This is a genomic window from Marinobacter litoralis (genome assembly GCF_003336705.1).
Lineage (GTDB): Bacteria > Pseudomonadota > Gammaproteobacteria > Pseudomonadales > Oleiphilaceae > Marinobacter > Marinobacter litoralis.
In genome coordinates this window covers 231598-256436 of the sequence record NZ_QMDL01000001.1, presented here as the reverse complement: position 1 = coordinate 256436, position 24839 = coordinate 231598, and the positions used below count along the sequence as shown (strand labels likewise).

22 protein-coding genes are annotated in these 24839 nt (G+C 53.8%); 8 read left to right on the top strand and 14 right to left on the bottom strand.

Annotated features, from left to right (window positions below; all coding sequences use genetic code 11):
* The first annotated feature begins 145 nt into the window (after positions 1-145).
* Positions 146-1714: a D-alanyl-D-alanine carboxypeptidase/D-alanyl-D-alanine endopeptidase gene (dacB, locus tag DOQ08_RS01190; protein ID WP_114333083.1), complete on the top strand. Its 1569-nt coding sequence runs from the start codon at positions 146-148 to the stop codon at positions 1712-1714.
* A gap of 49 nt (positions 1715-1763) precedes the next feature.
* Here the strand turns inward: dacB and DOQ08_RS01185 are convergent, their stop codons facing one another.
* The 6 genes from DOQ08_RS01185 to DOQ08_RS01160 form a co-directional block, all read right to left on the bottom strand.
* Positions 1764-2024, bottom strand: a complete 261-nt coding sequence (locus DOQ08_RS01185) for a DUF2798 domain-containing protein (RefSeq protein ID WP_114333082.1) — start codon at positions 2022-2024, stop codon at positions 1764-1766.
* 195 nt (positions 2025-2219) lie between these two features.
* Positions 2220-2990 (bottom strand): SDR family oxidoreductase, encoded by a 771-nt coding sequence (locus DOQ08_RS01180; protein ID WP_114333081.1) that lies wholly within the window; start codon positions 2988-2990, stop codon positions 2220-2222.
* Between the two features lie 15 nt (positions 2991-3005).
* Complete coding sequence (locus tag DOQ08_RS01175; protein WP_114333080.1) at positions 3006-3695, bottom strand: histidine phosphatase family protein; 690 nt, start codon at positions 3693-3695, stop codon at positions 3006-3008.
* Positions 3695-4759 carry a phosphotransferase family protein gene (locus DOQ08_RS01170; protein WP_114333079.1) on the bottom strand — a complete coding sequence of 355 codons (1065 nt, stop codon included), beginning with the start codon at positions 4757-4759 and terminating at the stop codon, positions 3695-3697. The genes DOQ08_RS01175 and DOQ08_RS01170 overlap by 1 nt, the downstream gene beginning before the upstream one ends.
* A gap of 37 nt (positions 4760-4796) precedes the next feature.
* The gene (locus tag DOQ08_RS01165; RefSeq protein WP_114333078.1) at positions 4797-5618 is read right to left on the bottom strand and encodes an SDR family oxidoreductase; all 822 of its coding nucleotides are present in this window, start codon (positions 5616-5618) and stop codon (positions 4797-4799) included.
* Between the two features lie 479 nt (positions 5619-6097).
* Positions 6098-7309 (bottom strand): acyl-CoA dehydrogenase family protein, encoded by a 1212-nt coding sequence (locus DOQ08_RS01160; protein ID WP_114333077.1) that lies wholly within the window; start codon positions 7307-7309, stop codon positions 6098-6100.
* Positions 7310-7459: 150 nt separating this feature from the next.
* On the opposite strand from DOQ08_RS01160, the gene DOQ08_RS01155 reads away from it, so the two are divergent.
* Complete coding sequence (locus DOQ08_RS01155; RefSeq protein ID WP_114333076.1) at positions 7460-8359, top strand: LysR family transcriptional regulator; 900 nt, start codon at positions 7460-7462, stop codon at positions 8357-8359.
* Here DOQ08_RS01155 and DOQ08_RS01150 read toward each other — a convergent pair.
* Entirely contained in the window at positions 8356-8712 is a 357-nt protein-coding gene (locus DOQ08_RS01150) for a hypothetical protein (protein ID WP_114333075.1), read from the bottom strand. The genes DOQ08_RS01155 and DOQ08_RS01150 overlap by 4 nt on opposite strands.
* Positions 8713-8900: 188 nt before the next feature.
* Here DOQ08_RS01150 and DOQ08_RS01145 point away from each other — a divergent pair, with 188 nt between their 5' ends.
* Together DOQ08_RS01145 and DOQ08_RS01140 are read left to right on the top strand one after the other, a co-directional pair.
* Positions 8901-10055, top strand: a complete 1155-nt coding sequence (locus DOQ08_RS01145; RefSeq protein WP_114333074.1) for an isocitrate/isopropylmalate dehydrogenase family protein — start codon at positions 8901-8903, stop codon at positions 10053-10055.
* 44 nt (positions 10056-10099) lie between these two features.
* Positions 10100-11359 carry an aspartate aminotransferase family protein gene (locus DOQ08_RS01140; RefSeq protein WP_114333073.1) on the top strand — a complete coding sequence of 420 codons (1260 nt, stop codon included), beginning with the start codon at positions 10100-10102 and terminating at the stop codon, positions 11357-11359.
* Positions 11360-11442: 83 nt separating this feature from the next.
* On the opposite strand, the gene DOQ08_RS01135 is transcribed toward DOQ08_RS01140, so the two are convergent.
* A complete protein-coding gene (locus DOQ08_RS01135; RefSeq protein ID WP_227537439.1) occupies positions 11443-12012 on the bottom strand; it encodes a DUF1439 domain-containing protein in 570 nt (189 codons plus the stop codon).
* A 68-nt stretch (positions 12013-12080) separates the two neighbouring features.
* Positions 12081-13307, bottom strand: a complete 1227-nt coding sequence (locus DOQ08_RS01130; protein ID WP_114333072.1) for a pyridoxal phosphate-dependent aminotransferase — start codon at positions 13305-13307, stop codon at positions 12081-12083.
* A gap of 156 nt (positions 13308-13463) precedes the next feature.
* Here DOQ08_RS01130 and DOQ08_RS01125 point away from each other — a divergent pair, with 156 nt between their 5' ends.
* Positions 13464-14441 (top strand): D-2-hydroxyacid dehydrogenase, encoded by a 978-nt coding sequence (locus tag DOQ08_RS01125; RefSeq protein ID WP_114333071.1) that lies wholly within the window; start codon positions 13464-13466, stop codon positions 14439-14441.
* A 56-nt stretch (positions 14442-14497) separates the two neighbouring features.
* On the opposite strand, the gene DOQ08_RS01120 is transcribed toward DOQ08_RS01125, so the two are convergent.
* From DOQ08_RS01120 to DOQ08_RS01110, 3 genes are all read right to left on the bottom strand, one after another.
* Positions 14498-15163, bottom strand: coding sequence for a LuxR C-terminal-related transcriptional regulator (locus tag DOQ08_RS01120; protein WP_114333070.1), 666 nt, complete (start codon positions 15161-15163; stop codon positions 14498-14500).
* Positions 15164-15206: 43 nt separating this feature from the next.
* A complete protein-coding gene (gene acs / locus DOQ08_RS01115) occupies positions 15207-17156 on the bottom strand; it encodes an acetate--CoA ligase (RefSeq protein ID WP_114333069.1) in 1950 nt (649 codons plus the stop codon).
* 215 nt (positions 17157-17371) lie between these two features.
* The gene (locus tag DOQ08_RS01110; protein ID WP_114333068.1) at positions 17372-18910 is read right to left on the bottom strand and encodes a fatty acyl-CoA reductase; all 1539 of its coding nucleotides are present in this window, start codon (positions 18908-18910) and stop codon (positions 17372-17374) included.
* A gap of 400 nt (positions 18911-19310) precedes the next feature.
* Between DOQ08_RS01110 and DOQ08_RS01105 the strand changes: the two genes are divergently transcribed.
* The 3 genes from DOQ08_RS01105 to DOQ08_RS01095 all read left to right on the top strand — a co-directional run bounded on the left by DOQ08_RS01105 (position 19311) and on the right by DOQ08_RS01095 (position 23110).
* Positions 19311-21191 (top strand): sensor domain-containing protein, encoded by a 1881-nt coding sequence (locus tag DOQ08_RS01105; protein WP_114333067.1) that lies wholly within the window; start codon positions 19311-19313, stop codon positions 21189-21191.
* A 213-nt stretch (positions 21192-21404) separates the two neighbouring features.
* Positions 21405-22058, top strand: coding sequence for a class I SAM-dependent methyltransferase (locus DOQ08_RS01100; RefSeq protein WP_114333066.1), 654 nt, complete (start codon positions 21405-21407; stop codon positions 22056-22058).
* A gap of 44 nt (positions 22059-22102) precedes the next feature.
* Positions 22103-23110 carry a DUF2156 domain-containing protein gene (locus DOQ08_RS01095; RefSeq protein ID WP_114333065.1) on the top strand — a complete coding sequence of 336 codons (1008 nt, stop codon included), beginning with the start codon at positions 22103-22105 and terminating at the stop codon, positions 23108-23110.
* On the opposite strand, the gene murI is transcribed toward DOQ08_RS01095, so the two are convergent.
* Positions 23102-23932, bottom strand: a complete 831-nt coding sequence (murI, locus tag DOQ08_RS01090) for a glutamate racemase (RefSeq protein ID WP_114333064.1) — start codon at positions 23930-23932, stop codon at positions 23102-23104. The two genes, DOQ08_RS01095 and murI, sit on opposite strands and share 9 nt — an antisense overlap.
* A 2-nt stretch (positions 23933-23934) precedes the next feature.
* A complete protein-coding gene (gene nudC, locus DOQ08_RS01085) occupies positions 23935-24762 on the bottom strand; it encodes an NAD(+) diphosphatase (RefSeq protein WP_114333063.1) in 828 nt (275 codons plus the stop codon).
* Between the last annotated feature and the right edge of the window lie 77 nt (positions 24763-24839).

Here is a 24839-nt window from a genome sequence, read left to right as displayed (position 1 = left end):
CAAAACGTTGCCACCCCATTGAACAAAAACCTTCAGAAACAATACACATAACGTCATTTTTTAACGTCATGTGTAATGTTTCTGCATAGTAGAAATAAGCCGAATAAGCTATGGTTAGAAAAAATGCCAATCACGGGTTCAGGGTATGCAGCGGCTGCACACACAGGCTAAAAAACACCTGCAAAGGGTACGATCCACACAGAAAAACCTGCTGGCGGCGGTGGCCGTGCTCAGCACGCTGGCCGCGCCTGCCCTCGCTGAAAGCGGTAACACCAACGAAGCCGTTTCTAATTCCCGCCTGTGGGCGTCGGAAATTCGTGCCTACGCCGAGAAATCCCTGAATAGCGATGAAGCGTTGAGCGTTGCCGCCATACCTCTAAACGGCCCGGGCATTGAGCAGTATGTAAACGCTGACCAACTCATGAGCCCGGGCTCAATCATGAAGCTGGTAACCACCTATGCGGCACTGGAACTCCTGGGCCCTACGCACCACTGGAACACTGACTTCCTGACTGATGGTGCAATGGTGGGAGACACCCTCGAAGGCGATTTATACGTTCGCTTTGGCGGAGATCCCAAGCTTAACCTTGAGCGCCTATGGAGCACGCTCCGAGAACTCAAAGACATGGGCATTCGCCAAGTCACCGGGGATCTTGTGCTGGATGGCAGCTATTTCGAAATTGATGGTGGGCTTCCGGTCTTTCATGACAATGGCAACAATCCACACGCGCCTTTCTTGGTGGAGCCCTCCGGCTACCTCACCAATTTCAACTTGCTCCACCTGCAAGTAAGAGCCGACGAACGTGGCACTCAAGCTTGGGTCACCCCCAATTTAAACGACGTCACAATCGATAACCGGATAACAGCCGTGGCCGAGGGCCCCTGCCCTTCCCGCAGAAACTTCAAGTGGCAACCGGTGTTTCACAACAACCAGAAAGTAACGGTAAAGGTGACCGGCGAACTGCCGCAAGGGTGCCGGGCTACGAGCTATATGTCATTGCTTCCCCATGACCGCTATTCTGCCTCCACGCTTCGTTCGTTGTTCTCCGAGCTAGACGTTGTTATTCATGGTGGAGACCGGTTTGAAGAAACGCCGAAAAATGCCCGCCTTGTGATGCGCTCTACGTCACCCGATTTGGTGACGATGGTGCGCGACATCAATAAATGGAGCAGCAACGTGATGGCTCGGCAATTATTGCTCACCATCGGCGCTGAACTCCGAAAAGACGATGAGCAGGACGACCGGGTCGCGGGCATCCGCGCAATCTACGAATGGCTTGAAGAAAAGGGAGTAAACACAAACGGCATGGTGATCGACAATGGTGCCGGCCTTACCCGCCACGGTCGAATTTCAGCCCGGCAAGGGGCGCAGATTCTGCTTCATGCCTGGAACAGCCCCTACGCGTCGGATTTAATGACTTCAATGCCCATCATCGCGATGGACGGCACCATGGCGCGGAGGTTGCGCAACACCGGGTTGAAAGGTGAAGGGCGAATCAAAACCGGCTACTTGCAGGATGTTCGCTCAATTGCCGGATTTGCCCGGGACAATAACGATACTACGTGGGCTGTGGTTGGCATGGTAAACAACGACCCGGCCTGGAATGGCGGGGCGGTACTTGATCGAGTTCTGCATTCGTTGCATTACCGGCCCCCTGTGGGGCTGGCCTTGTCTCAATCGGCGGATGACAACCCTAAGTCGTCTGTCCAATAACTGCCTGATAACGGTTGGCACCGTGCGCATTGTGCGCACGGTCAATTCCTCAGCCTGACTGTCGATCGTTGCCAAACAGCCTGACCATCGTCCAGTCCGCAATCCTTCCCGCCAAGGGCGCAATAAAACTGACTAGAGGAAATGCCACCGCCCACGCGACAACAAAAGCCGCGCCCCAGCGATGGAAAAAGCCGTCAGCCAAACCCGTGTTGATCAAGGTAATAATCCCGGACATCAACAACGACATGATACCGGACATATAAAAGGCAAAAACAAACTGGCGGACACGGGCTTGCTTGTATGTGGACATGCTTTCCTTCCCGATTCTGGTGTCATGAGCAATAAACAACCCGATCAAGCAGCCGACACGCAAGGCGGCGAACACGTTGACCTGTGAGAAGCTGCAACATGATAGTAAGCGGGACATATTTTGCCATACGGCTTTTTACCAAGAAGGGGCGGATGACTCTCGTCAACCGCCCCTTCTTGTCATCACCAGTCGTATTTAGATAGTCAGGTAACCACCGTCCGCATTGATGCACGCACCTGTGGTGTAGCTAGAGGCGTTCGATACCAGATACAGCACTGTACCGGCCATCTCGTCCGGATCCGCTACGCGCTTCATGGGGATATGAGCCATGGCTTGTTTCTTGATGGCTTCGTTGGTGGTCAGGGCACTGGCAAATTTGGTGTCCGTCAGGCCAGGCAGCAAGGCGTTAACCCGCACATTCTGCTGCCCCAGCTCCATGGCGAAAGACTTGGTCATAGAGATGACTGCAGCTTTGGTTACTGAGTAAATGCCCTGGAAATGCCCTGGATTCACGCCGTTCACAGACGCCACGTTCACGATGGAGCCGCCGCCATTTTTCTTCATCAACTGAGCACCACGGGCGCACATGAAAAAGTAACCGCGAATGTTCACGTCCACAGTCTTCTGGAAGGCACCAAGGTCAGTGTCTTCAACCGGGCCAAAGTAGGGATTGGCCGCCGCGTTGTTCACCAGAATATCCAGCTTGCCGTGGGTCTTGGCGATGTGTTCCCAAGTGGCTTCGATCTGGTCCATTTCACCAATATGACAGGCCACAGCTTCGGCACTGCCGCCAGCGTCGCGAATACTGCTGGCAACCTTTTCGCAGTCATCCACTTTACGGCTACTGACAATCACGTGAGCACCGTAGGTCGCCAGAGTACGGGCAATGCTTTCGCCGATGCCACGGCTAGCGCCGGTTACCAGGGCGACTTTGCCAGTCAGATCAAACAGGTTCGCGTTGCTCATAGTTGTTCCTCAGTGTTATCGGAAGGTCACCAGAGCGGGGTTCTCCGCTTCTAGGTGGCTATAGTTATTGAATACGGCCAGGCTACGCCGTGAGCCGGAGTAGAGAATTCGCGAAACGCTGGTATTGGCAATCACACTGTTTACTTCCAGCGTTTTTTGGTCGGACAGCTCCAGCAAATTCTGGGCAATCACGGCAATCGGCCCTCCCGAGGTGGAAACCACCACATCCGCGCCGTCGGCCATTTCGGTCAGCTGATCCAGTGCGTGGTTCACCCGTTGTTTGAAGCCTTGCCAGGTTTCAGCGTACTCGTCATCGTATTCGCCGCTTACCCAACGCTTCACCGCCTTTTCAAAGGCCATCTGAAACGCCCGGGCCGGCTTTGGAAAGCTCGCCAGATCTCGCGCCATCGTTTGCTTGTCCGCCCATTCCGGGCGCAAGCGTTCGACCACTTCAATATGGTCAAACTCGTTCAGGCCTTCGAGTACCTGCATATCCGGCAAGGCAGCGCCATAACCGGTCGCCAGCGCTTCCACGGTTTCGCGATGGCGCTGGAGATTGCCGCCGAAGATGGCCCCCGGCTCCACTTTGTCCGCCAGCCAACGGCCGAGCACTTTGCCCTGCTCCCAACCGCGTTTGGAAAGCTGGTCGTAATTTTCTTTCCCGAAACTCGCTTGGCCGTGGCGCACCAAATAAATCGTTGCCATTACAGACTGCTCTCACTGATCAGGCGCAGACAACGCTTCTCGAGATAGTTCGCAGCGTGGCCAAAGGCGGCAAAGCGCTTGTCTTTGGTTTGGCCGTTGTAGAAGCGGTAATAAATTTGCTGGACAATCACCGCCAACCGGAACAAACCATAGATTTCATAGAAATCGAAGTTATCAGCCCGGAACCCGGATTTTTCCATGTAGTACTCCACCACTTCCTTACGGGTCAGCATGCCCGGCTGATGGGTGGGCTGACGGCGCAGCATCTGGAACGGGCCTTCGTCATCGGCCTCAATCCAGTAGGCCAATGTATTGCCCAAATCCATCAGTGGGTCGCCGATAGTGGCCATTTCCCAATCCAGCACACCGATCACTTCGAACGGGTTGTCGGGGTTGAGCACCACGTTATCAAAGCGGTAATCGTTGTGGATAACCACTTGCGCAATATCGTCTGGCATTTTGTCGTTCAGCCAGCTCATTACGGCTTCAAAATCACCCACGTCTTCGGTGCGCGCTTTGCGGAATCGATCGCTCCAGCCACCAATCTGACGCTGAACATAACCGGCACCTTTACCCAGTGTGTCCAAGCCTGCAGCTTTGGCATCCACGGTGTGGAGGTCAACCAGCTTGTCGATCACGTTCAGGCACAGTTTTCGTGTATCCGCTTCGCTGAGTTCAAGGTCGCTAGGGAAATCCTGACGCAGAATGATGCCTTTGAGCCGGTCCATCACGTAGAAGTCACAACCCAGCACGCTGTGATCGTCGCAGATGGCGACGATGTTGGGCACATACGGGTAAACCGGCTTCAGCGCCTCCATCACCCGCGCTTCGCGCAGCATGTCGTGGGCGGACTTGGCGATCTTCCCGAACGGCGGCCGGCGCAGTACGTAGGACTGGTCACCGTAGTCCACCTGATAGGTCAGGTTCGACGCGCCACCCGGGTACTGTTTGATGGAGGGCTGGCCTTCCAAACCGGGAATGGCTTGCTTCATAAACTGATCAACCACTTGGATGTCCAGTTCTTCGCCTTCCCGGATGTCTACGGCCTGATCAATCTGTGTCATTCATTCTCTCCTGTGATCCTAGAGCAAGCTTGGCGGTTCAGGCGTTGCTTTTGCTACCCATTTTACCCATCCAACGCTTGGTTTCCTGGTGCATCAACCAATCAAACGCTTTCGGCGCATGGCGCTTGAGCATCCACATACGGCGCTCTTTGACGTGGGGCAGCACCCAGAAATCTTTGCCCTTCACGCTGCGGTAGATATCGTCTGCAACGTCTTCTGCGGTAATGCTGGAACGCTTCATCAGTTTGTTAACGTTCTGCTGGATACCCGGAATATCCGAGCGCATTCCGTTTGTGAGGTTGGTCTGGAAAAACGCCGGGCATACGCAGCTCACGTGTATTCCGGAATCCCGAAGTTCTTGGCTCAGGGTTTCAGACAGTGCGATCACGCCGGCTTTGGAGACGTTGTAGCTGTTCATCAACGGCGCAAGCATGAGCCCGGCCATTGAGGCGATGTTAACGAACGCGCCGGAACCCTGTTCTTTAAACAAGGGAGTAAAGGCCTTACAACCGCGAACCACGCCCAGTACGTTGATATCGAGGATCCATTCCCAGTCACCGATGGTGGTGTCTTCAATAGCCCCTGCGGAGGCTACGCCGGCGTTGTTGACCACAACGTCTACACCGCCCCACTTTTCCACGAGATCGTCCCGGACTTTCTCGAAATCGCTCAGGCGGCGAACATCGCATTCTACGAAGTAGCCTTCGCCACCGGCGTTGTTCAGCTCTTTCTCAACCGCGATGCCCTGCTCCGGGTTGATGTCCCCAATGCAGACCTTGGCACCTTCTTTCGCGTACCGCAATGCAATCGCCCGGCCCAAGCCACTGGCTCCGCCGGTTATGAATACTCGCTGTGTCATTCGTGTTTTTCTCCGTTTAGTTTGGAGTCTATTATCTTCGTCCGAGTAAGAGCTGGTGCCGGATAGAGCTTTCCAAAAACCGCTACAAGCACATCCATGTGCGCTTCTCTCCGGCCATCCATGGCCTACGACATTTTTGGAAAGCTCTATCCGGCACCAACTCCCAAACTTTTCAGTAAGCTGCTCAAAAGCCATCACTGAAACATCATGGGTTTTCTTGGCATCCCGCAAATGTCTGATAGGGGACGGCGGGGTGATGCTTCTGAAAATGTGCGTAGCCATGGATGGCGAAGCAGAAGCGCCACATGGGTTCGGCCGAGCGCTTATGAAGCAAAGCTTCATGCGACAGCCGAACGACCGCAATCTACGATTGCGGGCCGGACCCCGCAGGGGTGCCGAAGGAGCGGTTTTCAGAAGCCCCACCCCGATGGCCACCCATCACCTAACCATCAGGCTAGAAGACCCCATACTCCCAAATCTCAAGACTTATATTTGCGAAGCTCAAGGCGGGCCACCATCGCCCGATGAACTTCATCAGGACCATCAGCCAATCGCAGAACACGTGCATAGGCAAACAGTGCGGTCAGCGGGAAGTCGTCATCGCTGACACCACCACCACCGTGCATCTGAATCGCATCATCCACAATCTGCTGCAACATCGCCGGCACCACCGCCTTGATCATGGAAACCTCCTGCAACGCCCCCATGATGCCCTTGGTATCCAGCGCCCAAGCACACTTCAACGTCAACAACCGCGCCTGTTCGATGTTCATGCGGGCATTGGCGATAACATCCGGGTTGGCGCCGAGTTTCGCCAGTGGGCGACCAAACGCTTCGCGGCTCATGGAACGCTTAACCATCAACTCCAGAGTACGCTCGGCAGCACCGATCGCACGCATACAGTGGTGTACACGGCCTGGCCCTAAACGCCCCTGGGCGATTTCGAATCCACGGCCCGGGCCGGCAATGATGGCGCTCTTCGGCAAGCGGACGTTTTCGAACAATACCTGGCCATGGCCGTATGGCTCATCATACGCACCGAAAACCGGCAGCATGCGCTCGATGGTGATGCCCGGGGTGTCCATTGGCACCAACACCATAGAATGACGGCGGTGTTTTTGAGCGTCGGGATCGGTGACGCCCATGAAGATACCCACTTTGCAGTCGGGATGACCAACGCCGGTGCTCCACCACTTGCGGCCGTTCAGGACCACTTCGTCGCCATCAACAACGGCCGAAGCTTCCATGTTGGTGGCATCCGAGGAGGCAACCGCAGGCTCTGTCATGAAGAACGCAGAGCGGGCTTCGCCGCTCATTAATTGCGGTAGCCATTCCGCTTTCTGTTCGTCTGAGCCGTAGTGGATCAGCACTTCCATGTTGCCAGTGTCAGGCGCGTTGCAGTTGAAGATCTCCGGCGCAATAAAGCTGCGACCGGTTTCCTCGGCAATCACGGCATAGTCAGAATTCAACAAGCCACAACCGTGTTTTTCATCCGGGAAAAACATGTTCCAAAGGCCTTGAGCTTTGGCCTTTTCTTTCAGTTCCCTGATGATCGGCAGAACAACCCAGCGGTTTTCCTGGGCAGCCAGGTCTTTATGGTATTGCTCTTCAATCGGGTAAATCTCATCACGCATGAACGCTTTCACGCGCTTAAGGTAATCTTGGCCTTTCTCGGAAATATTGAAATCCATGGTGCAGCTCCTCGCGCTTACCAGCCCCAGGTTCCGGGGCGCACTTTCGATCAGATGGCAACCAGTCTAGAAGGCAATGCGCTATTACGCGACTGAATTGTTCTTATCGTTTATCATTACCACTACTTATTCAGAAAGCGGACGTTCATCATGGCCCTGAATCGACTCGATCTTAACCTGCTGCACGTGTTCGACACGATTTATCGGGAAGGCAGTCTGACCCGTGCTGCCAAGGCCCTGCACCTGACTCAGCCCGCGGTGAGTCATTCACTCGCCCGGTTACGGGATCACTTTGACGACCCGCTGTTTACCCGTCAGGGCAATCAAATGGTGCCAACCCCATTGGCGCGGCGTTTTCTGGAATCGATGCGGCCGGGCCTGAATCAGGTGCAAAGTGCGGTCAACCAGTTTCATGCCTTTGACCCCGCCAGTCAGCGCAAAACCTACGCGCTGGGATTGAGAGACGTTCTGGAGTCGACGTTTCTTCCGTCGCTTATAAACCGACTGGAACCCTACCCCGACATGGAAATTTCCAGCCAACGGGTGGCAAGACGAGAAATGGAAACCCAATTAGCGGCGGGCAAGCTGGATTTTGCGATTGATGTCTTACTGCCTGTCAGTAACCAGACCAGTCACGAACTGCTTCGGCAAGACAGGCTCGTGGTGTTGGCCCGGAAGAACCATCCGGCCACGCAAAAGGAGCTGACCATGGAGTCTTATTTGGAGGCCAAACACGTACTGGTTTCGTCCCGAAGCGAGGGCCCCGGCTTGGAGGACTTTGCGCTGTCCCGGCAAGGCGCGCAGCGAGACATCCGCTTGCGCTGCCAGCACTATTATGCGGCGTGTCGTGTCGCCGAAACCTCGGATTTGCTGCTCACCATGCCCGAGACGTACGCCAAGATCATTGCCGAACGCGCAGAGGTGGAGGTGATGATTCCGCCCGGTGAAATGCCCTCGATTGATGTGCACTTGTACTGGCACAAAGCTTACGAACGGGAGCCTGCGCTGGTGTGGTTCCGGGAGCTACTGCGGGATCTACAGGAAAGCTAGTAGGCTCCCACCAGCATCAAAAAGCCCATAAAGCTGGCTGCGGTGATGGCTAACGACACCGCGACTATACCAAAGCCCCACCAAATCGCTGCGCCACTGGAGACGTTCACGTTGTGACCCAGTAGTGTGCGATAGAACGCCCAAGGCCCCAGAACAAAAGCGCCAACCACAGCAAACACAAGGCCGATAGCAATGCCGGCGAAGGTCCAGGTGGCCAGTGCTGTGGCCCGCTCTGATATCGGTTCCTGCACACCGTGATGCTCAAGGAACTTCTTGCAGAAGATCCAGATCAAACCAAACAATGCCGCCACAAAGACGAGTGCACCAATGAGCGTGACAATCCGATAGAGCACTTGAAGATCCTGTATTCGGGAGGTTAATAGAGGTCTAAGTCAAACGTTCAGCCACTATAACCATCATCCGTCATAACGCACAACAGAGCTATGAGATTGGTGCTTGCGAGAACTGGCATATAGTCGTGTCAGGGCTACACTGGGGGGTGTTAAATCCGCTTACCCCACACTGTTCAGGAGGTTCGGGAATGACCCAAACCACCCGTATCGCAGTTACTCCCGGCGACGGCATTGGCCCGGAGGTAGTCGCAGCCGCTATCCATTGTCTGGAAGCGTTACGCGCCAAACACCTACTGGCACTGGAATGGACACGTTTCCCTTGGCCGTCTCATGCCTGGCACGAAGAACACGGCGAAAGCTGGCCAACCGATGCGCTGGCGCAACTCAAGGCCTACGATGCCATCCTGTTAGGCGCACTGGGCGACCCCGGCCCGATTAACGATCCTGACCGCTATTTGTTGTCTGACAGCGTCTCTCTTTCGCCTCTTCTCGAGATGCGCAAAGGCTTTGACCAATGGGTTTGCGAACGGCCCGCCCGACTTCTGCCCGGCGCACGCCAGTACCTGAAAGACGATCGAGCCAAAGATATCGACATGCTGGTGATTCGTGAAAACAGCGAAGGCGAATACGTCAGCCAAGGCGGTCGGCTCCGCCAGGGCACAACCGACGAAGTCGCTACCCAGATGGAAGTGTTCACGCACCGGGCTACCGAACGCATTATCCGCTACGGTTTCGAACAAGCCCGAAAGCGCGCCGCTGAACGCGCCAAACACGAGCGTGTAAGAACGTTCAAAACACTGGACGGACGTTCTTGCGAAAGCCAGGTCTGCGTGATCACCAAACGCAATGCCCTGAGGCACTGGGGTGATTTATATACGGAAGTCTTCGAAGCCGTCAGCAAAGACTATCCTGATGTCGCAACCCATCATGAGCTGGTGGATGCTGCCTGCATGAAGTTCGTCCAATGCCCTTGGGCGTTCGACGTGGTGGTTGCCAGCAACTTGCAGGGCGACATTCTGACCGATCTGGCTGCAGTGCTTTCTGGCGGGATGGGTGTCGCCCCTTCCTGCAATCTGAACCCGACTGACACCGACATGCCGTCCATGTTCGAACCGACTCACGGCAGCGCACCCGACATTGCCGGCAAAGGCATCGCCGACCCTACCGCCATGCTGTTCACCACCGCGCGCATGCTGGAATGGCTGGGGCAAAAAGATTCCAAACTCGCCGTTGCCGGTAAAGAATTGTTCGATGCGGTAGCGGCCGACCTTACCGAAAAAGGCTCCGAACAACGCGACACTCAGGAAATCAAAGACGCCATTTGTAAACGTCTAACCTCGTGACTAGGCTGCTAGTGAGTTTCCAAATTCATTCCGGGAGGTAATCAATGACCGACCATAAGGGCAAGCTGTCCCCTTTGCTGAAACAAGCCACAGGTGTCACTGCCGCCAAAGGCGAAGGTGCTTATATTATTGACCCGGAAGGCCGGCGCTATCTGGATTTCACATCCGGTATCGGGGTAACCAGTACCGGGCACTGCCACCCGAAAGTCGTGGAGGCTGCGCAGAAACAAGTCGCCACCATGGTTCATGCCCAGGCAACAACCGTCATGAATCCTCGGCTGCCCGAGCTTGCCGAGAAACTGGGGGAGCTTACGCCAGACCCTTTGAATGCTTTCTTTTTTTCCAATGCCGGTACCGAGGCTGTTGAGGGGGCTATTCGCCTGGTGCGCCAAGCGACAGAACGGCCAAACATCATCGTATTCCACGGTGGTTTTCATGGCCGCACCATGGGCTCGCTTTCTCTCACCACGTCGAGCGTCGGCTTGCGAGCCGGTGTCAGTCCGATGATGAGCGGCGTTGTTGTGGCCCCATTCCCTCACGCATTTCACTACGGCTGGAGCGAAGAGGAAGCCACCGATTTCTGTTTGCGAGAACTGGACCGCATTTTTGTTACCTATTCTGCTCCCAAGGAAACGGCTGCCATGTTCATTGAACCCGTTCAAGGCGAAGGCGGTTATGTTCCGGCGAACACCAGGTTCATGCAGGGGCTAAGAGAACGCTGCGACAAACACGGCATTATGCTGGTGTTTGATGAAGTGCAAGCAGGCTTCGGCCGCAGCGGCAAGTTCTGGGCTCACGATCACTTCGGGGTCACGCCCGATGCCATCCTGATCGCCAAAGGCCTAGCCAGCGGCTTCCCTATCTCCGCGCTGGCCGCATCAGAAGAAACCATGGCCAAAGGCTGGCCTGGCTCTCAAGGCGGCACCTACGGCGGCAACGCGGTTTCAGCGGCAGCCGCCATCGCCACCATTGATGTGATCAAAGAGGAAGGCCTCGTCGATAACGCGGAGCGCATGGGTAAGCGCCTGCGCAGCAATCTGGAATCGCTGAAGAAAGACTACCCGGACATGGCGGACATTCGAGGCATGGGCCTGATGCTGGGTGTAGAAATGCGCCGCGGCGATGCCCCGGACGGTGAGCGTGCCGGCAACCTTCTCAAAGAGTGCGAGAAACGCGGTTTGCTGATGTTGCGCTGCGGTCCCTATCAGGAAATCGTGCGCTGGCTCCCGCCACTGATCGTCAATCAGGAGCAGATCGACGAAGCCACTCGCATCTTTGAAGAGGCGCTGAAAGCAACGGCGTGAGCAGGCTGTCCAAACAGAAAAGGCCCGGATGACACTCATTCATCCGGACCTTTTTCTTATGGTGTTGTTGTCAACGCGGAGTTTTACTCCGCCATAACCAGTTCCAATCGACCGCGGGCAACCCGAATATCCATTGGCACCACACCTAACAAGCGCTGGGCGGTGCTTGTCTCATCCAATCGGTACACCGGCATGGTTTCAAGCATCTGGGCCACTACCCTCATGACAGAGTCTGTCACTGGACCCAGGTCCCCTTTGAAGAACGGCGAGTCAATGGAGCTTTCCAAAAGCTGCAAGCGGCGTATGTACACCGCTTTCTCTTGGCTGTCATAAACCGGCGCGCCCTCTACTTTAAGGGCAAGATCTACCGGCAGCTTGGCCAAAAGTGCATTCAGGGCAACCTGCCCCTTCAAATCAATAATCGCGACATCGCGGCCATCGGGGCCCAGAGTAATATCCGCATCCGTCAAACTAAGACTAAGCGGAGAGCCGCTTTGAAGCTGTTCGCGATCGTATTTAGCCACCGCATTCTTCAAGTGCTGTTCCACTTCACCTTCGGTAATGGAGTACGGGGAAAAACTGGCACATCCGCTTGCCAGAACGACGGCAAACATCAGCGTTAAACTCACAATCGGTTTCAGCATGTCTTTCATTAGTCAGTCTCCTCGGAAGACTCCTATAGTGAGGGATCTCCCGGGAACTGACAACTTACAGTCCTGTATCAGAATTTCTGTTTCGCCATCCAGGGAATAATGCGGTCGAAGGCTTCATTCATTCGCTCGCACGTGAGCGAGAAACTGAACCTCAGCGCATTGGTGCAATGGTCACCGAAGGCATCCCCCGGCACCACGCAGACGCCGGTTTCTTTCAGCATCCGCAACGCCACATCAGAGCCGTCTACATGGGGCGGCAAATTGGGGAAGGCATAGAAGGCACCCCCCGGCTTGTATCCGGTCAGGTGCGGTGTGCGATCAATCAGTTTGACGATATTGTCCCGACGCTCGCGATAAATGCTCACCATATCCTGAACGCAATGCTGCTCCGCTGTCAGCGCTGCAACTCCAGCAAACTGAGCCGGAGTATTGGCGACCGACGTCGTAAACATATGGTAACGCCGTAACGATTTGATGGCCGCCTGGCTTGAGATAACCCAGCCCACTCGCAGACCCGCCATACTGTAGGTTTTCGAAAAACTGCTGATACACATAATATTGTCGAGATCGACCGCGCAACTGAGCACACTGGCGAAATCGTCGTCATCAAACAGCATATGGTCGTACACCTCATCGGCATAGACCTGAATACCCCGGTACGCACACTCCTCCAGAATCGTCTCTACGGTGCTTCGCGGGTAAACCGCTCCTGTGGGGTTATTAGGGTTATTCAGAACCAACGCAAACGTGCGCGACCCCATGGCTTTGATCACATCATCAGGGTCAAGCTGGTGATTGTTTTCAGCGTAGGTTGGGATGTATTTCACTTCACCGCCGGTCATCCGGATCAGCGGTGCATAGAGCAGGAACGATGGGTCGGTCACCAGGAACTGTCGGCCCGGTGCCGAGGTGGCCGAAATCGCCAGATACAAAGCCTCGGTCGCGCCACTGGTGATCAGGATATTGTCCCGGGTGAGCTTCCGGTTGTAACGTTTACCGTAATAATCGCGCAGCGCCACCAGAAGCTCGGGCAGCCCGGCATCCATGGTGTAGCCGGTTTGCCCGGCGTTTAGCGCATCTACATATGCCTCTATAATGTGCGGCGGTGTGGGTTGGTCCGGCTGCCCAATGGAAAGATGGATGACATCTTTCATGGTGGAGGCCATATTCACCAGTTTACGGATACCGGATACCGGAATGGCCTGCATTGCGGGATTCCAGCTGGCCTTCGCTTTCCGGTACTTCATCTTGCGAGACGTTGCCTGGCCTACACTCTTGTTCAACGGTTCCGGCATGTCCACCTCCTTGCAGTCAGGGGAATAAAGGCTTACCTCGAGCGTAGCACGAAGCCCCGGGTCTACAAGTAAAGCGACTGATTTGACCACGGCCTTACGGGCAACCAGACTGTGTAAGCATAAATAAACTGACTGCCACCCCCTTCTGGAGCTGACATGACAGAGTCCCGAAAACCGGTTGTAACCGTGCTCACCGCCCCCGATGATCCCACGCCGCCGGGCATTGAGCCTCTTAAAGATCAGGCCGAACTACGTTTCGCCTGTGATGAACAATCTCTGAGGGAAACCCTGCCCGGCACCGACGTGATGATGGTGACAGACTTCCGTACCGAAGCGCTTGAGTCTGCTTGGGCTTCGGCCGATCGTCTGCAGTGGATTCACGCCACCAGCGCCGGTGTCGATGCGCTGATGTTCCCTGCCCTTATCGACAGTGAGGTTACGGTGACCAACGCTCGCGGTATTTTCGACCGCACCATCGCCGAGTACGTGCTGTGCACCATTTTGATGTTTGCCAAAGACTTTCCCCAATCGCTCAGACTGCAAGCCAAGCGTCAGTGGCAACACCGGGACACCGAGCGCGCTGAAGGAAAACAAGTGCTCGTGGTTGGGGCTGGCTCCATTGGCCGCCAAATCGGCCGTTTGGTCGGGGCGATTGGCATGCACCCACATGGGATTGCCAGAACAGCCCGGGAATCAGATCCTGATTTCGATGCAGTACACAGTAATGAAGCTCTGTATGAACAACTTGAACAGGCTGATTTTGTGGTGATTGCCGCACCACTGACACCCCAGACCGAAGGACTGTTCGATGAGAAAGCTTTTGCCTCGATGAAAAAATCCGCCCGTTTGATCAATATCGGACGCGGCCCCATCGTGAACACCGAAGCTCTGATCAAAGCGCTGGATGACGGGGAAATCGCCGGAGCGGCACTCGATGTCTTCGAAGAAGAACCGTTACCGGAAGATCATCCGCTTTGGACTCGAGAGAATGTCATTATGACGGCCCACATGGCGGGCGATTTCATTGGCTGGAATCAGGCGCTGACCGAACAGTTTCTCGACAATTTCAAGCGATGGTCGCAGGGCGGGGAATTATTTAATCTGGTGAACAAAAAACTGGGTTACGCAGGCTAAACAAAACGGGAGCCGAAAGGCTCCCGTTTCTTATCTAACGCTCAAAAAACCAACCATCAACCACCTGAAAGCGACTGCTCCGAGGGATCTAGTTCCATTTGCTGGATAGCAATCACCGCTTGGGTGCGGTTGCGCACACCCAATTTACGAAATACGGCTGTAATGTGAGCTTTAATGGTGGCTTCTGACACATCCAGATCGTAGGCAATCTGCTTGTTCAGCAGCCCTTCCGCCAACATACCCAACACCCGGAACTGCTGGGGTGTCAGGGACGCCAAACGCTCCGAAAAGTCCGTAGGCTCGGATTGCATGCGTTCAATCTTATCGGCCACGCCCTCCGGCAACCATACGTCACCTTCAAGAACCGCCTGGATGCCTTCGGTGATGGTCGGCAGAGGCGCGCTTTTCGGGATAAAACCAGATGCTCCGTAGTCCACTGAACGGCGCATAACCTGCAAGTCTTCAGAGCCAGACACAACCACCACGGGCAATCCCGGATACTGACCACGCATGAACACAAGCCCGGAATAGCCATGAGCGCCCGGCATATTCAGGTCCAACAAAATCAGGTCAGCATCGGGGTTGGCCTCTACCGCCGCCTGTAATGCCTTGATGCTGTCCACTTCTACGGTGTTTGCATCTGGCACCGCTTGGTTGACCGCCTGCTTCAAGGCTGCTCGAAACAAAGGATGGTCATCAGCGACGATAATTGTTTGTGTCATTCCACACATTCCTCACAGGTTATAGGCTGACAAGCACGGGCGATTAATTCGATGCCCGGCTACCAATCAGTTCATCCACTACGCTTGGATCGGCCAACGTGGAGGTATCTCCCAGCTGGTCATGTTCATTGGCTGCAATCTTACGCAATATCCTGCGCATAATCTTGCCAGATCTTGTTTTCGGAAGGCCCGGAGCCCACTGAATCACATCCGGTGATGCAATTGGCCCGATTTCCTTACGAACCCACTGAACCAGTTCTTTCTTCAACTCATCCGACGGCTCTACACCCTGAATCAGGGTAACGTACACATAGATACCTTGGCCTTTAATTTCATGGGGATAGCCCACCACTGCAGCTTCGGCCACTTTATCGTGGGCGACCAGCGCACTTTCAACCTCGGCGGTACCCAGGCGGTGCCCCGAGACGTTCAGAACGTCATCAACCCGACCCGTGATCCAGTAATCGCCATCCTCGTCCCGGCGCGCACCGTCACCGGTGAAGTACATCCCTTTATAGGTGCTGAAATAGGTCTGGATGAATCGCTCATGGTCACCAAAAATGGTGCGCATCTGCCCGGGCCAGCTATCCAGAATCACCAAGTTACCCTCGGTGGCACCCTCCAGCAGATTACCCTCGTTATCCACCAGCGCGGGCTGGACACCAAAGAACGGCCGGGTAGCGGAACCGGGCTTCAAATCAACAGCGCCCGGCAGCGGCGCGATGAGAATACCGCCGGTTTCTGTTTGCCACCAGGTGTCCACAATCGGGCACTTACTGTTACCAATGACCCGGTGGTACCACTCCCACGCCTCAGGGTTAATGGGCTCACCTACCGAGCCCAACACACGTAAGCTGTCGCGGGTTGTACCATCCATGCACGATGCGCCTTCGGCCATCAGTGCACGAATCGCGGTAGGTGCCGTATATAGAATATTAACTTTATGCTTATCGACGACCTGCCCCATCCGTGAACTGTCTGGATAGTTAGGCACACCTTCAAACAGCAGGGTAATCGCACCGTTCGCCAACGGGCCGTATAGGATATAGCTGTGGCCCGTTACCCAGCCAAAGTCAGCCGTACACCAATAGACATCGCCATCATGATAATCAAATACGTACTGATGGGTCATGGAGGCGTACACCATGTACCCGCCAGTGGTATGCAACACACCTTTCGGCGCACCGGTTGATCCGGAGGTATACAGCATGAACAGCGGGTCTTCCGCATTCATCGGCTCCGGGTCGCATTCAGCGGAAGCATGCGCCATCAAGTCCTCGTAACAAACGTCCCGGCCCTCGGTCCAGGGCACCTGATCGTTGCCCGTGCGCTTCACCACGATCACACAATCAACGTTGGCTTCGCTTTCATGCTTAAGGGCGGCATCGACATTCTTCTTCAAAGGAATGGCCCGACCACCGCGCAGGCCTTCATCGGCCGTGACAACAAAGCGGGACTTGCCGTTAACAATACGCGCGGCGACAGCTTCGGGAGAGAAACCGCCGAAAACCACCGAGTGAATTGCACCAATGCGGGCACATGCCAGCATTGCAACGGCAGTCTCAACGATCATCGGCATGTAAATAGTGACCACATCGCCTTTCTTGACGCCCTGCTCTTTCAGCACGTTGGCAAACTTACACACCTCTTCGTGCAGTTCGCGGTAGGTCACATTCCGTGAAACCGAGGGATCGTCGCCTTCAAAAATAATCGCAGTCTGGTCGCCGCGGTCAGCAAGGTGACGATCCAGACAGTTAGCTGAAGCGTTTAAAACGCCATCTTCGAACCATTTAATAGAAAGGTTATTGTAATCGTAGGTGCTGTTTTTCACCTTGGTAAACGGCTTTATCCAATCAATACGTTTACCATGCTCGCCCCAAAATTCGTTCGGGTTTTCAACCGACTGACGATACATATGCTCGTATTGCTCGGCAGTCACCAACGCATTTTTCGCTATATCGGGTTGAACCGGATACACCTTTTTATCTGTCATCGTCTTCCCCTTGCTAAGAGTTGTTATCTTTATCGAATGTCGTTTCAAGGCGGGTGGAACGCTGTGCCGCGTTCAAAAATATGGTTACACGTAGTTCAACACGTGAATCACTACACATTGAATTAGACGAACGTCCAAAATAAATTAGACGAACGTCCTGCGTACGAATAGAAGGGGAATAAACGTTCGAGCAGCACTCAAACGTTCAAGGGCATTCAAGCTGCACGTTTTGCTTGCTGTTTCGCCCGCACCCGTTGGCTTTTTCGGGGTTTCAGGGCGTATCGGTTGAGCCCGGCCAAATGAATTTTCCGCAGGTAGATTTCCCAATCAACTGCGCGAGCATCTACCGGGAACAAACTCTTATCAACATCCCCGAAGCGTTTTGCTAACGCCAGCAGCTCGTCATTGCAGAAAATATAATCCGGTGCGGTGTAAAACCCGAAGATGGTCGCCAGTGACTGAGTGGTATCCAGGTTTCTCAGCCATTTCATATCGGTGCGGCTTCCCAGACGTTTCAGCACCCCATTGGTTAAACTGAGTGGCAAACGCACGCCACTCACCACCAGCTCGAACAGGGTTCGGTTTACCGCCACAAAAGGTTTAGACGGCTTCCGGTAGAACAGATGATCGTATGCTGCATAATTCGCTTTCGCTTCGGCCAGCAGGTGATCAATAAACTCGCCAATGGTGACCGGGTTGGAACTGCCGCTGCAACATTGGTAAATCCTTTGGGTATTCGGCTCCACCAATGCCTCTGCCAACGCAAGAATGATTGAATTGGCCACAAGATCCACGGGGATAACATCAATAACACCTGAACGGTTGCCCGGAAACAGCGACACTTTCTCGCGGGCATACGCCAGAATAATTGCGTCAGCAACTTTAACCCCTTCAATCCAGCCGGCTGCTGGCTCCTCGAGAGCGCTTTCGATAATAGAAGGCCGAACGATGGTCAAACTTCGCCCTTTCAGCGCCTTAAACAATAGCTGCTCGCCCATCCATTTGGTAAAGGTGTAGGTATCACTCCAGCCATAGCGACGGGCTTCCCGTAGCCCCAGCTCCACCAATCGTTTCTCCAACGCCTTGCCCTTATAGCGGGTTCGCTCGTCATCAATTTTGCTTTGGAGAGTCGCTATCAGTTTTTCAACTTCGTAGTAGCCATGTTCCGAACGCGGTATATACTTTTTAGCCGGCTTAATGATGGATTCGCTAACCTGCCCACTATTCATACCGTTCACATAGCACGTCGATACCTGCAATACAGCGAGTTGCGAATTCAATCGTGCCAGCTCGGCAATATTTTCCAGACACAGCGTGTTGATCTTTAGGGCTTGATCAAGGGCTTCCTGAAAGTTCACGCTGGCCGCAGAGTTGATGACTGCATCCAGATCGCCTGCCAGCTGCTGAAACGCCTCTTGCCCGATGCCGAACGAAGGCTCGGTGACCTCTCCGGTGACGCAGTGAACCTTATCGGACAGGAACGACTCAAAAGCTTCTGAATCGGTTTCGCGCATGCGGTCGAATACGGACGAGGTCGCAATTTCTTCAAGAAACCGACTGCGGGCATCCGCATGTTTTCGGTTCGCTCGAATCAACAGATACACACCACCGATCTCTGGCACTGTCCGGATGAGTTTTTCCAGAACCACTTTACCCAGAAAACCCGAGGTGCCTGTAATCAGCACCCGCTTTCCTTTCAGTTGCCTCAACACCTGAGACGTTGCTTTAGCTGTCTCTGCCTGCTCGTTCGCCATCTTCTGCACTCCGTGTCTCAAACCGGTTATCGGGTTCAGCATTCCCGTATACCGGGCCATGCTTTGCTTTTATTGTCGTTCAATGTTTGCACACTCAGTATGACAAGCGGGTGACCAACTGCATAATTAACATACAAGCCTGCGCTGATTTTGTTTTCCGCCTCTCAAAAACGACGACTTATCTGTAGAAAAACCAATCACATCACATTCCTGCTAACAAACCGCTTAAATAGACCACACTAAGCGTTTAATAATCCGGTGATATTGTCTAAGCTCAAATTCAAACAAAAATGAACACCTCATCACGTATTCCCTGATGCGGTGCACCAGATGGCATGCCAGCTCTGCGAATTACCCAAAACAACGATAAAACTGGCGGCGAAACAACGGAAACGCGGACATGAAAACCAATCTGATTGAGGAAATTCTGGGCCATATCCGGACACCATACGCACCTGATGAACTCTTAACCCTGGTAGACACAGCGATAAGAAAGCACCCGCTCATCAAGTCTCACGTTGCTATTCAATCCCGGCTCGAAAAGTCCGAAGCGCTGCATCGCTACATCGTTAACAACTCTCCCGACATCGTCTTTATGCTGGACGAATTCGGGCACTTCTGTTTTATCAACGACAAAGTAAAAAGCTTGCTGGGCTACCCACCGGCGGAACTCTGCGGCAAACACTTCCGATACATCCTTGACGAACGGGATGTCGCGCGCGGCGCATACGCTGTTCGCGGGCCCAACATCAATGCCGATAACCCTCGTTCACTGGAAGTTCGCATGAAAGCCAAAGGGCAAAATGCAGCGACACGCCACTTCGAGATCACCGCATTCCCTATTGAACCCCAAAGCTGGCCGCAAACCGATGACTCATTGACCGGCTGTATCCCTCAACTTGCCCGATACTATGGCACAGCACGAGATGTTACCGACCGAAAAGAAGCCGAAGATTTTATAAACTTTCAAACCTATCACGACCCGTTAACCCGCTTACCTAATCGCGCGCTTTTCAAAGACCGGCTGGAATTGGCTGCGGCCCATGCTCGTCGCAACGACCATAAATTAGCGGTCATGTTTCTGGACCTTGATCGCTTCAAAATCATCAATAACACCCTCGGTCACGCCATGGGCGACCGCCTTTTGCAGGCCGTCACCCAGCGCATGGAAAAATGCCTGAGGCACGGCGACACACTGTCCCGATTCGGCGGTGATGAATTCACCATTTTGCTTCCGATTATCGAAAGCACAGAGGGCGCCCGGAGTGTTGCCAAAAAACTCATTGCGGCGCTTCAAAGCCCATTCCAACTCGGAAATCACGAAGTGTTTGTGGGTGCCAGCATTGGTATCGCCCTGTTCCCGGATGCCGGTCAAACCATGGAACAATTGCTGCAATGCGCGGAAGCCGCCATGTACTACGTAAAAGCGCGGGGTAAAGACGGATACCGATTTCACTCCAAAACTATGCGCAGAACCACAACCCATCGGCTCCGGATGGAGCGCGACCTTAGGCTTGCCATGGAGCGCGAGGAATTTCAGGTGCACTATCAGCCCCAGGTTTGCGCCAAAACCCATCGCATGATTGGCGTGGAAGCTCTGGTGCGCTGGCAGCACCCTACTCTGGGGCTTCTTTATCCTGTCGATTTTTTGCCTTTGGCAGAGGAAACCGGGCTCATCGCAAAGCTAAGTGAAAAGGTACTTAGCCACGCCTGCAAAGAGGTCGGTGGCTGGATAGCCGCGGGGCACCCGGACCTTCGTCTGGCGGTCAATCTATCTCCTAGCCAAGTGGAACATCCACGATTTGTTGAAATACTGACGGATCGCATCAAGGCCAACGGGTTTCCAAAGGAAAATCTGGAAATAGAAATCACGGAAAACGTGATCATGAAAGATCTGGAACAAATCAGCAGTAAGTTCAGAGACTTAGCCAGCTCAGGTATTCGTATCGCCATTGACGATTTTGGTACCGGTTACTCGTCTCTGAATTATTTGCACCGTTTGCCCATTCATACCCTGAAGGTTGATCAGTCCTTTGTAAAAGCCATCCGCAGCGGCGACGAAGGAGCTTGCATAGTCAACGCCATTGTTGCCATGGCACACGGTTTGAAGCTGGAGATCGTAGCGGAAGGGGTTGAAACCGGTGAACAGTTATCCTACCTAAAGCAGCTCGGTTGCCAGCAAGTGCAGGGGTTCTTCTACGGACCAGCGCAACCCGCATCCGAAATCAACAAAATACTCGACTCCAAAGACCGTCGGCTGGCCTACCCTTGCATGAATTAAGATTGTAAGACACTCCTATCACAAAGGTTGACGAGGTTAGCAAAGCGTTGCTGCTCGTTATTTTTTGTATCTCGAAATGCGTGCTACTGCACATATTTCGCTCAGCGCCTTCTCTAATCTTGTTCTTACACGCACGCCACCGAACTCACCGTTTAACGGTTAACAACGACAAAAAGGTGGCGGCAAACAGATACCAGAAAGAAGGCAGTAACGATGCGCGACAAGTACAAATATATCGGTCCCGTCTACGATTTTCTCAGCAACCTTTACAGCGGCAAAAACATTCATCACTGCAAAACTGCCATGCTGGACGTTGAAACCGTGCAAAAAGGCGACCGGGTTTTATTTGCCGGTGTCGGCCATGGTCGTGACGCCATTCGCGCAGCCGAACTCGGGGCCGATGTAACGGTGGTCGATTTGTCTGAAACCATGCTGCGTAAGTTTGGTGAAGCCCTGAGTGCAGAAGCACCGCACCTGAACATTCGCCGCATCCACAGCGATATAATGAAAGTGGATGAGGTAGACCAATACGACATGGTTGTCGCCAACTTTTTCCTGAACGTATTCGATGAAGACATGATGGTTAAAGTGCTGGAACATCTGATCAGCCTGGGCAAATCGGAGGCTAAAATCGTCGTTGGTGATTTTTGCTACCCCACCGGAAACATTTTCTCTCGCACGTTCAAAAAACTTTATTGGTACATGGCCGTGTTCGTGTTCTGGCTGTTCGCCAACAACGCCTTCCACAAAATCTACAACTACCCCGAGCATATGCAGCGCTTGGGCTTGCAAGTGAACGAAAAGAAGCACTTCAAGCTACTTAACATGGATTGTTACTGGTCGATTCTGGGTCAGAAAAAAGCCTAAAACCTATTAACCAAGATAATAAAAAAGGTTACGGGAGCAGTGTTATGTCAGACCAAATTCTTGCACTCGATGGCATCAACGAAAACGCGCGTTGCCAGTTCACATTTTCAGAACGGGTGGGCTACCTGAAACAACACGGAGCTCACTCTCAGTCGTTCTCCACCCTACAGCCCGGCATGCAATATTTCGATGTACCGGGCGTCGGCTACATTGCTTACATGCGCAAATGGGGCGGCACCTTCGTGCTGTCCGATCCGGTTGCGGCTCGGGAAGATTTCCCCGTGATTCTAGAGCAGTTCCAGCAGAAATTTCCGAAGGCCTCATACGTTCAGGTGTCCAAGGCTGTAGTGGATTTTCTGCACCTGCGTTTCGGCATGTATGGCACCCAATTTGGCTGCGAGTCCCGGATCGAACTTCAGAAATGGTCTCTGACCGGTAAAAAGAAACAGATCTTGCGCACCGCTCTGAATCAGGCCGACAAGCACGGGATCACTGTTAAAGAACGCTACAGCGACGATAACACTCGTGAAATATCCGAGGCCTGGATACGTACCCGCAAGTGCAAAAGCAATGAAATCCGTTTCCTGATTCGCCCGATGGAAATGGATTACCGTGAGAACGAGCGTCACTTCTATGCCTACCAGGATGGCAAAGCGGTTGGCTTTATCTATTTCGATCCGATCTACCTCAATAACGAAATCATCAGCTACGTGCCGAACATCTCACGGGCAAATGCAGATTTCCGCCAGGGCATTTTCTACACGTTGATGGCCCACGCTATGGAGGTCTTTAAAGAAGAAGGAGTTCCGTTCATCGATTTGGGTCTGATCCCTTTATCACTGGATAAAACCACCGAACATCAGGAAAGCCGGCTGTTGAAAAAGCTGATGCACGGCATCTACGACAAAGGGAACTTTCTATACAACTTCAAAGGTCTGGAGTTTACAAAGTCCCGCTTTCGCGGCGAAAACTTCAAGACCTATTGCTGTCACAAACGGGCCATTCCGGCGCTTGAATTCTTCGCCATGTTCAAGCTGACCCGGCTACTTTGAGTCGGGCCAGTGGCTCTTCACATCAGCAACAGGCATGCCCATCCCCTCCAGAAAGCGGGCAATACCGGCGGGCGCGGGGCCTGAAAAACAGGCCGTTCTGACGACCGCCCCCGCCAACTCCTCTGGCGCTTCTGGAACCGGCATGCAGCCGGCATTTTGCAGTAAATACTCCACACGCCGAGCAATTGCCTGCCCCGAATCGACCCAAAATTTCACCCCGGGCAAGCTTTCCCGAAACCAAGGCAGCAACAAAGGATAATGGGTACACCCTAAAACGACGGTGTCCACACCACGTTGTTGGAATGGAAGCAGAACGTCATTCAGAAGGGGCTGTTTCGGCTCCTGGCCGGAAACCAATTCCTCTGCCCAGCGCACCAGGTTGGGATCGCCCAATCGAACCACCTCGCAGTCACTCGCAAAGTCTCGAATAAGCTCATCCAGGTAAGGTCGTTTTACCGTAGCTGGAGTAGCCAGAACGCCGATTTTCCGGTTCACCGTGCATTGCGAAGCCGGTTTGATCGCAGGCACCACGCCCACCACAGGGATCTCTGTTCGAGCTCTCAAATGAGGCAGGACAACCGTGCTGGCGGTATTACAGGCAATAACGATGACATCGCACGACGTTTCCTGAACACACGCTTCGATCAGCGAACAGCAGCGTTCGATCACCACTTGTTCAGGCTGATCGCCATAGGGAAACCCCGCGTTGTCGGCTACATACAGCAACTCTGCGCCGGGCAAAGTTCGATGTATACAGGCAGCCACGCTGAAACCACCCACACCGGAATCAAACACCAGTACTCTCGGATTACGTTTGCTCATCGTCAGGATGACGCTCCGGAAGAGTTAATCTCGGCTTTCATGGCCTGAATTAGCTGACCAGAAATGGTGGTGACAGGGGGAATCGGCGGATGGTCATCCGGTGTGTACCAGCCGGCATCAGCCAACTCATCTTCCTGAAGCACAAGATCACCACCTTGATAGTCTGCAAAAAAGCCCATCATCATTTGGTGTGGGAACGGCCAGGGCTGGGAGTTTTGGTACCGGATGTTCGCTACATCCAGCCCGGTTTCTTCTTTCACTTCTCGAACGACCGCTTGCTCCAGACTCTCGCCGGGTTCAACAAAACCCGCGATCAAACTATAAAAGTTACGGGTAACCCGGGACGATTTGGCCAACAGAAATCGGTCATCTCGACGAATAACCACAATCACGCAAGGTGAAATTCTGGGATACCAAGGAACGTTGCATCGCCCACACCAGCGGGCACGTTCACGTGGGTGAGCTTGTGTCGCTTCACCGCAGCGCCCGCAGAAACGATGGTCTTGCCACCATTGCCAAACCTGAAACCCGGTGCTTAGTAGCTCGACCGGTGCAGCCGGTACTTGTAATATCGCGTCTCGGAGCGTCACAGTGCTTAGGCCCGGCAAACCGGTGTCCGGCAAGGTACTGACAAAAACTCTGTGCCCGCACCAGGTTCCAAGGGGCAGGGCTTCTGGCCGGCTATCCCCCATTTCAGGGCCACCCCAACGCAAAAACCACCCGTTGCCCGGTTTTAAAATGCCGCCACCGGAAAACGCCAACAACAAATCACCCTGTTCTGGCGTATCGTCGCTCCAACCGGGTACCCACTGCGCGCTGTGATTCACCATAGCCAGCCCCTATTTATCTAACGCTGGACAGCAATGTAACACATCGAAATAACTGGCAAGAATGTCTATACGACTTT

Excerpts from the sequence above, each read along its gene's own strand:
- dacB (WP_114333083.1), top strand. The coding sequence starts at position 146 with ATGCAGCGGCTGCACACACAGGCTAAAAAACACCTGCAAAGGGTACGA.
- DOQ08_RS01185 (WP_114333082.1), bottom strand. The coding sequence starts at position 2,024 with ATGTCCACATACAAGCAAGCCCGTGTCCGCCAGTTTGTTTTTGCCTTT.
- DOQ08_RS01180 (WP_114333081.1), bottom strand. The coding sequence starts at position 2,990 with ATGAGCAACGCGAACCTGTTTGATCTGACTGGCAAAGTCGCCCTGGTA.
- DOQ08_RS01175 (WP_114333080.1), bottom strand. The coding sequence starts at position 3,695 with ATGGCAACGATTTATTTGGTGCGCCACGGCCAAGCGAGTTTCGGGAAA.
- DOQ08_RS01170 (WP_114333079.1), bottom strand. The coding sequence starts at position 4,759 with ATGACACAGATTGATCAGGCCGTAGACATCCGGGAAGGCGAAGAACTG.
- DOQ08_RS01165 (WP_114333078.1), bottom strand. The coding sequence starts at position 5,618 with ATGACACAGCGAGTATTCATAACCGGCGGAGCCAGTGGCTTGGGCCGG.
- DOQ08_RS01160 (WP_114333077.1), bottom strand. The coding sequence starts at position 7,309 with ATGGATTTCAATATTTCCGAGAAAGGCCAAGATTACCTTAAGCGCGTG.
- DOQ08_RS01155 (WP_114333076.1), top strand. The coding sequence starts at position 7,460 with ATGGCCCTGAATCGACTCGATCTTAACCTGCTGCACGTGTTCGACACG.
- DOQ08_RS01145 (WP_114333074.1), top strand. The coding sequence starts at position 8,901 with ATGACCCAAACCACCCGTATCGCAGTTACTCCCGGCGACGGCATTGGC.
- DOQ08_RS01140 (WP_114333073.1), top strand. The coding sequence starts at position 10,100 with ATGACCGACCATAAGGGCAAGCTGTCCCCTTTGCTGAAACAAGCCACA.
- DOQ08_RS01135 (WP_227537439.1), bottom strand. The coding sequence starts at position 12,012 with ATGAAAGACATGCTGAAACCGATTGTGAGTTTAACGCTGATGTTTGCC.
- DOQ08_RS01130 (WP_114333072.1), bottom strand. The coding sequence starts at position 13,307 with ATGCCGGAACCGTTGAACAAGAGTGTAGGCCAGGCAACGTCTCGCAAG.
- DOQ08_RS01125 (WP_114333071.1), top strand. The coding sequence starts at position 13,464 with ATGACAGAGTCCCGAAAACCGGTTGTAACCGTGCTCACCGCCCCCGAT.
- DOQ08_RS01120 (WP_114333070.1), bottom strand. The coding sequence starts at position 15,163 with ATGACACAAACAATTATCGTCGCTGATGACCATCCTTTGTTTCGAGCA.
- acs (WP_114333069.1), bottom strand. The coding sequence starts at position 17,156 with ATGACAGATAAAAAGGTGTATCCGGTTCAACCCGATATAGCGAAAAAT.
- DOQ08_RS01110 (WP_114333068.1), bottom strand. The coding sequence starts at position 18,910 with ATGGCGAACGAGCAGGCAGAGACAGCTAAAGCAACGTCTCAGGTGTTG.
- DOQ08_RS01105 (WP_114333067.1), top strand. The coding sequence starts at position 19,311 with ATGAAAACCAATCTGATTGAGGAAATTCTGGGCCATATCCGGACACCA.
- DOQ08_RS01100 (WP_114333066.1), top strand. The coding sequence starts at position 21,405 with ATGCGCGACAAGTACAAATATATCGGTCCCGTCTACGATTTTCTCAGC.
- DOQ08_RS01095 (WP_114333065.1), top strand. The coding sequence starts at position 22,103 with ATGTCAGACCAAATTCTTGCACTCGATGGCATCAACGAAAACGCGCGT.
- murI (WP_114333064.1), bottom strand. The coding sequence starts at position 23,932 with ATGAGCAAACGTAATCCGAGAGTACTGGTGTTTGATTCCGGTGTGGGT.
- nudC (WP_114333063.1), bottom strand. The coding sequence starts at position 24,762 with ATGGTGAATCACAGCGCGCAGTGGGTACCCGGTTGGAGCGACGATACG.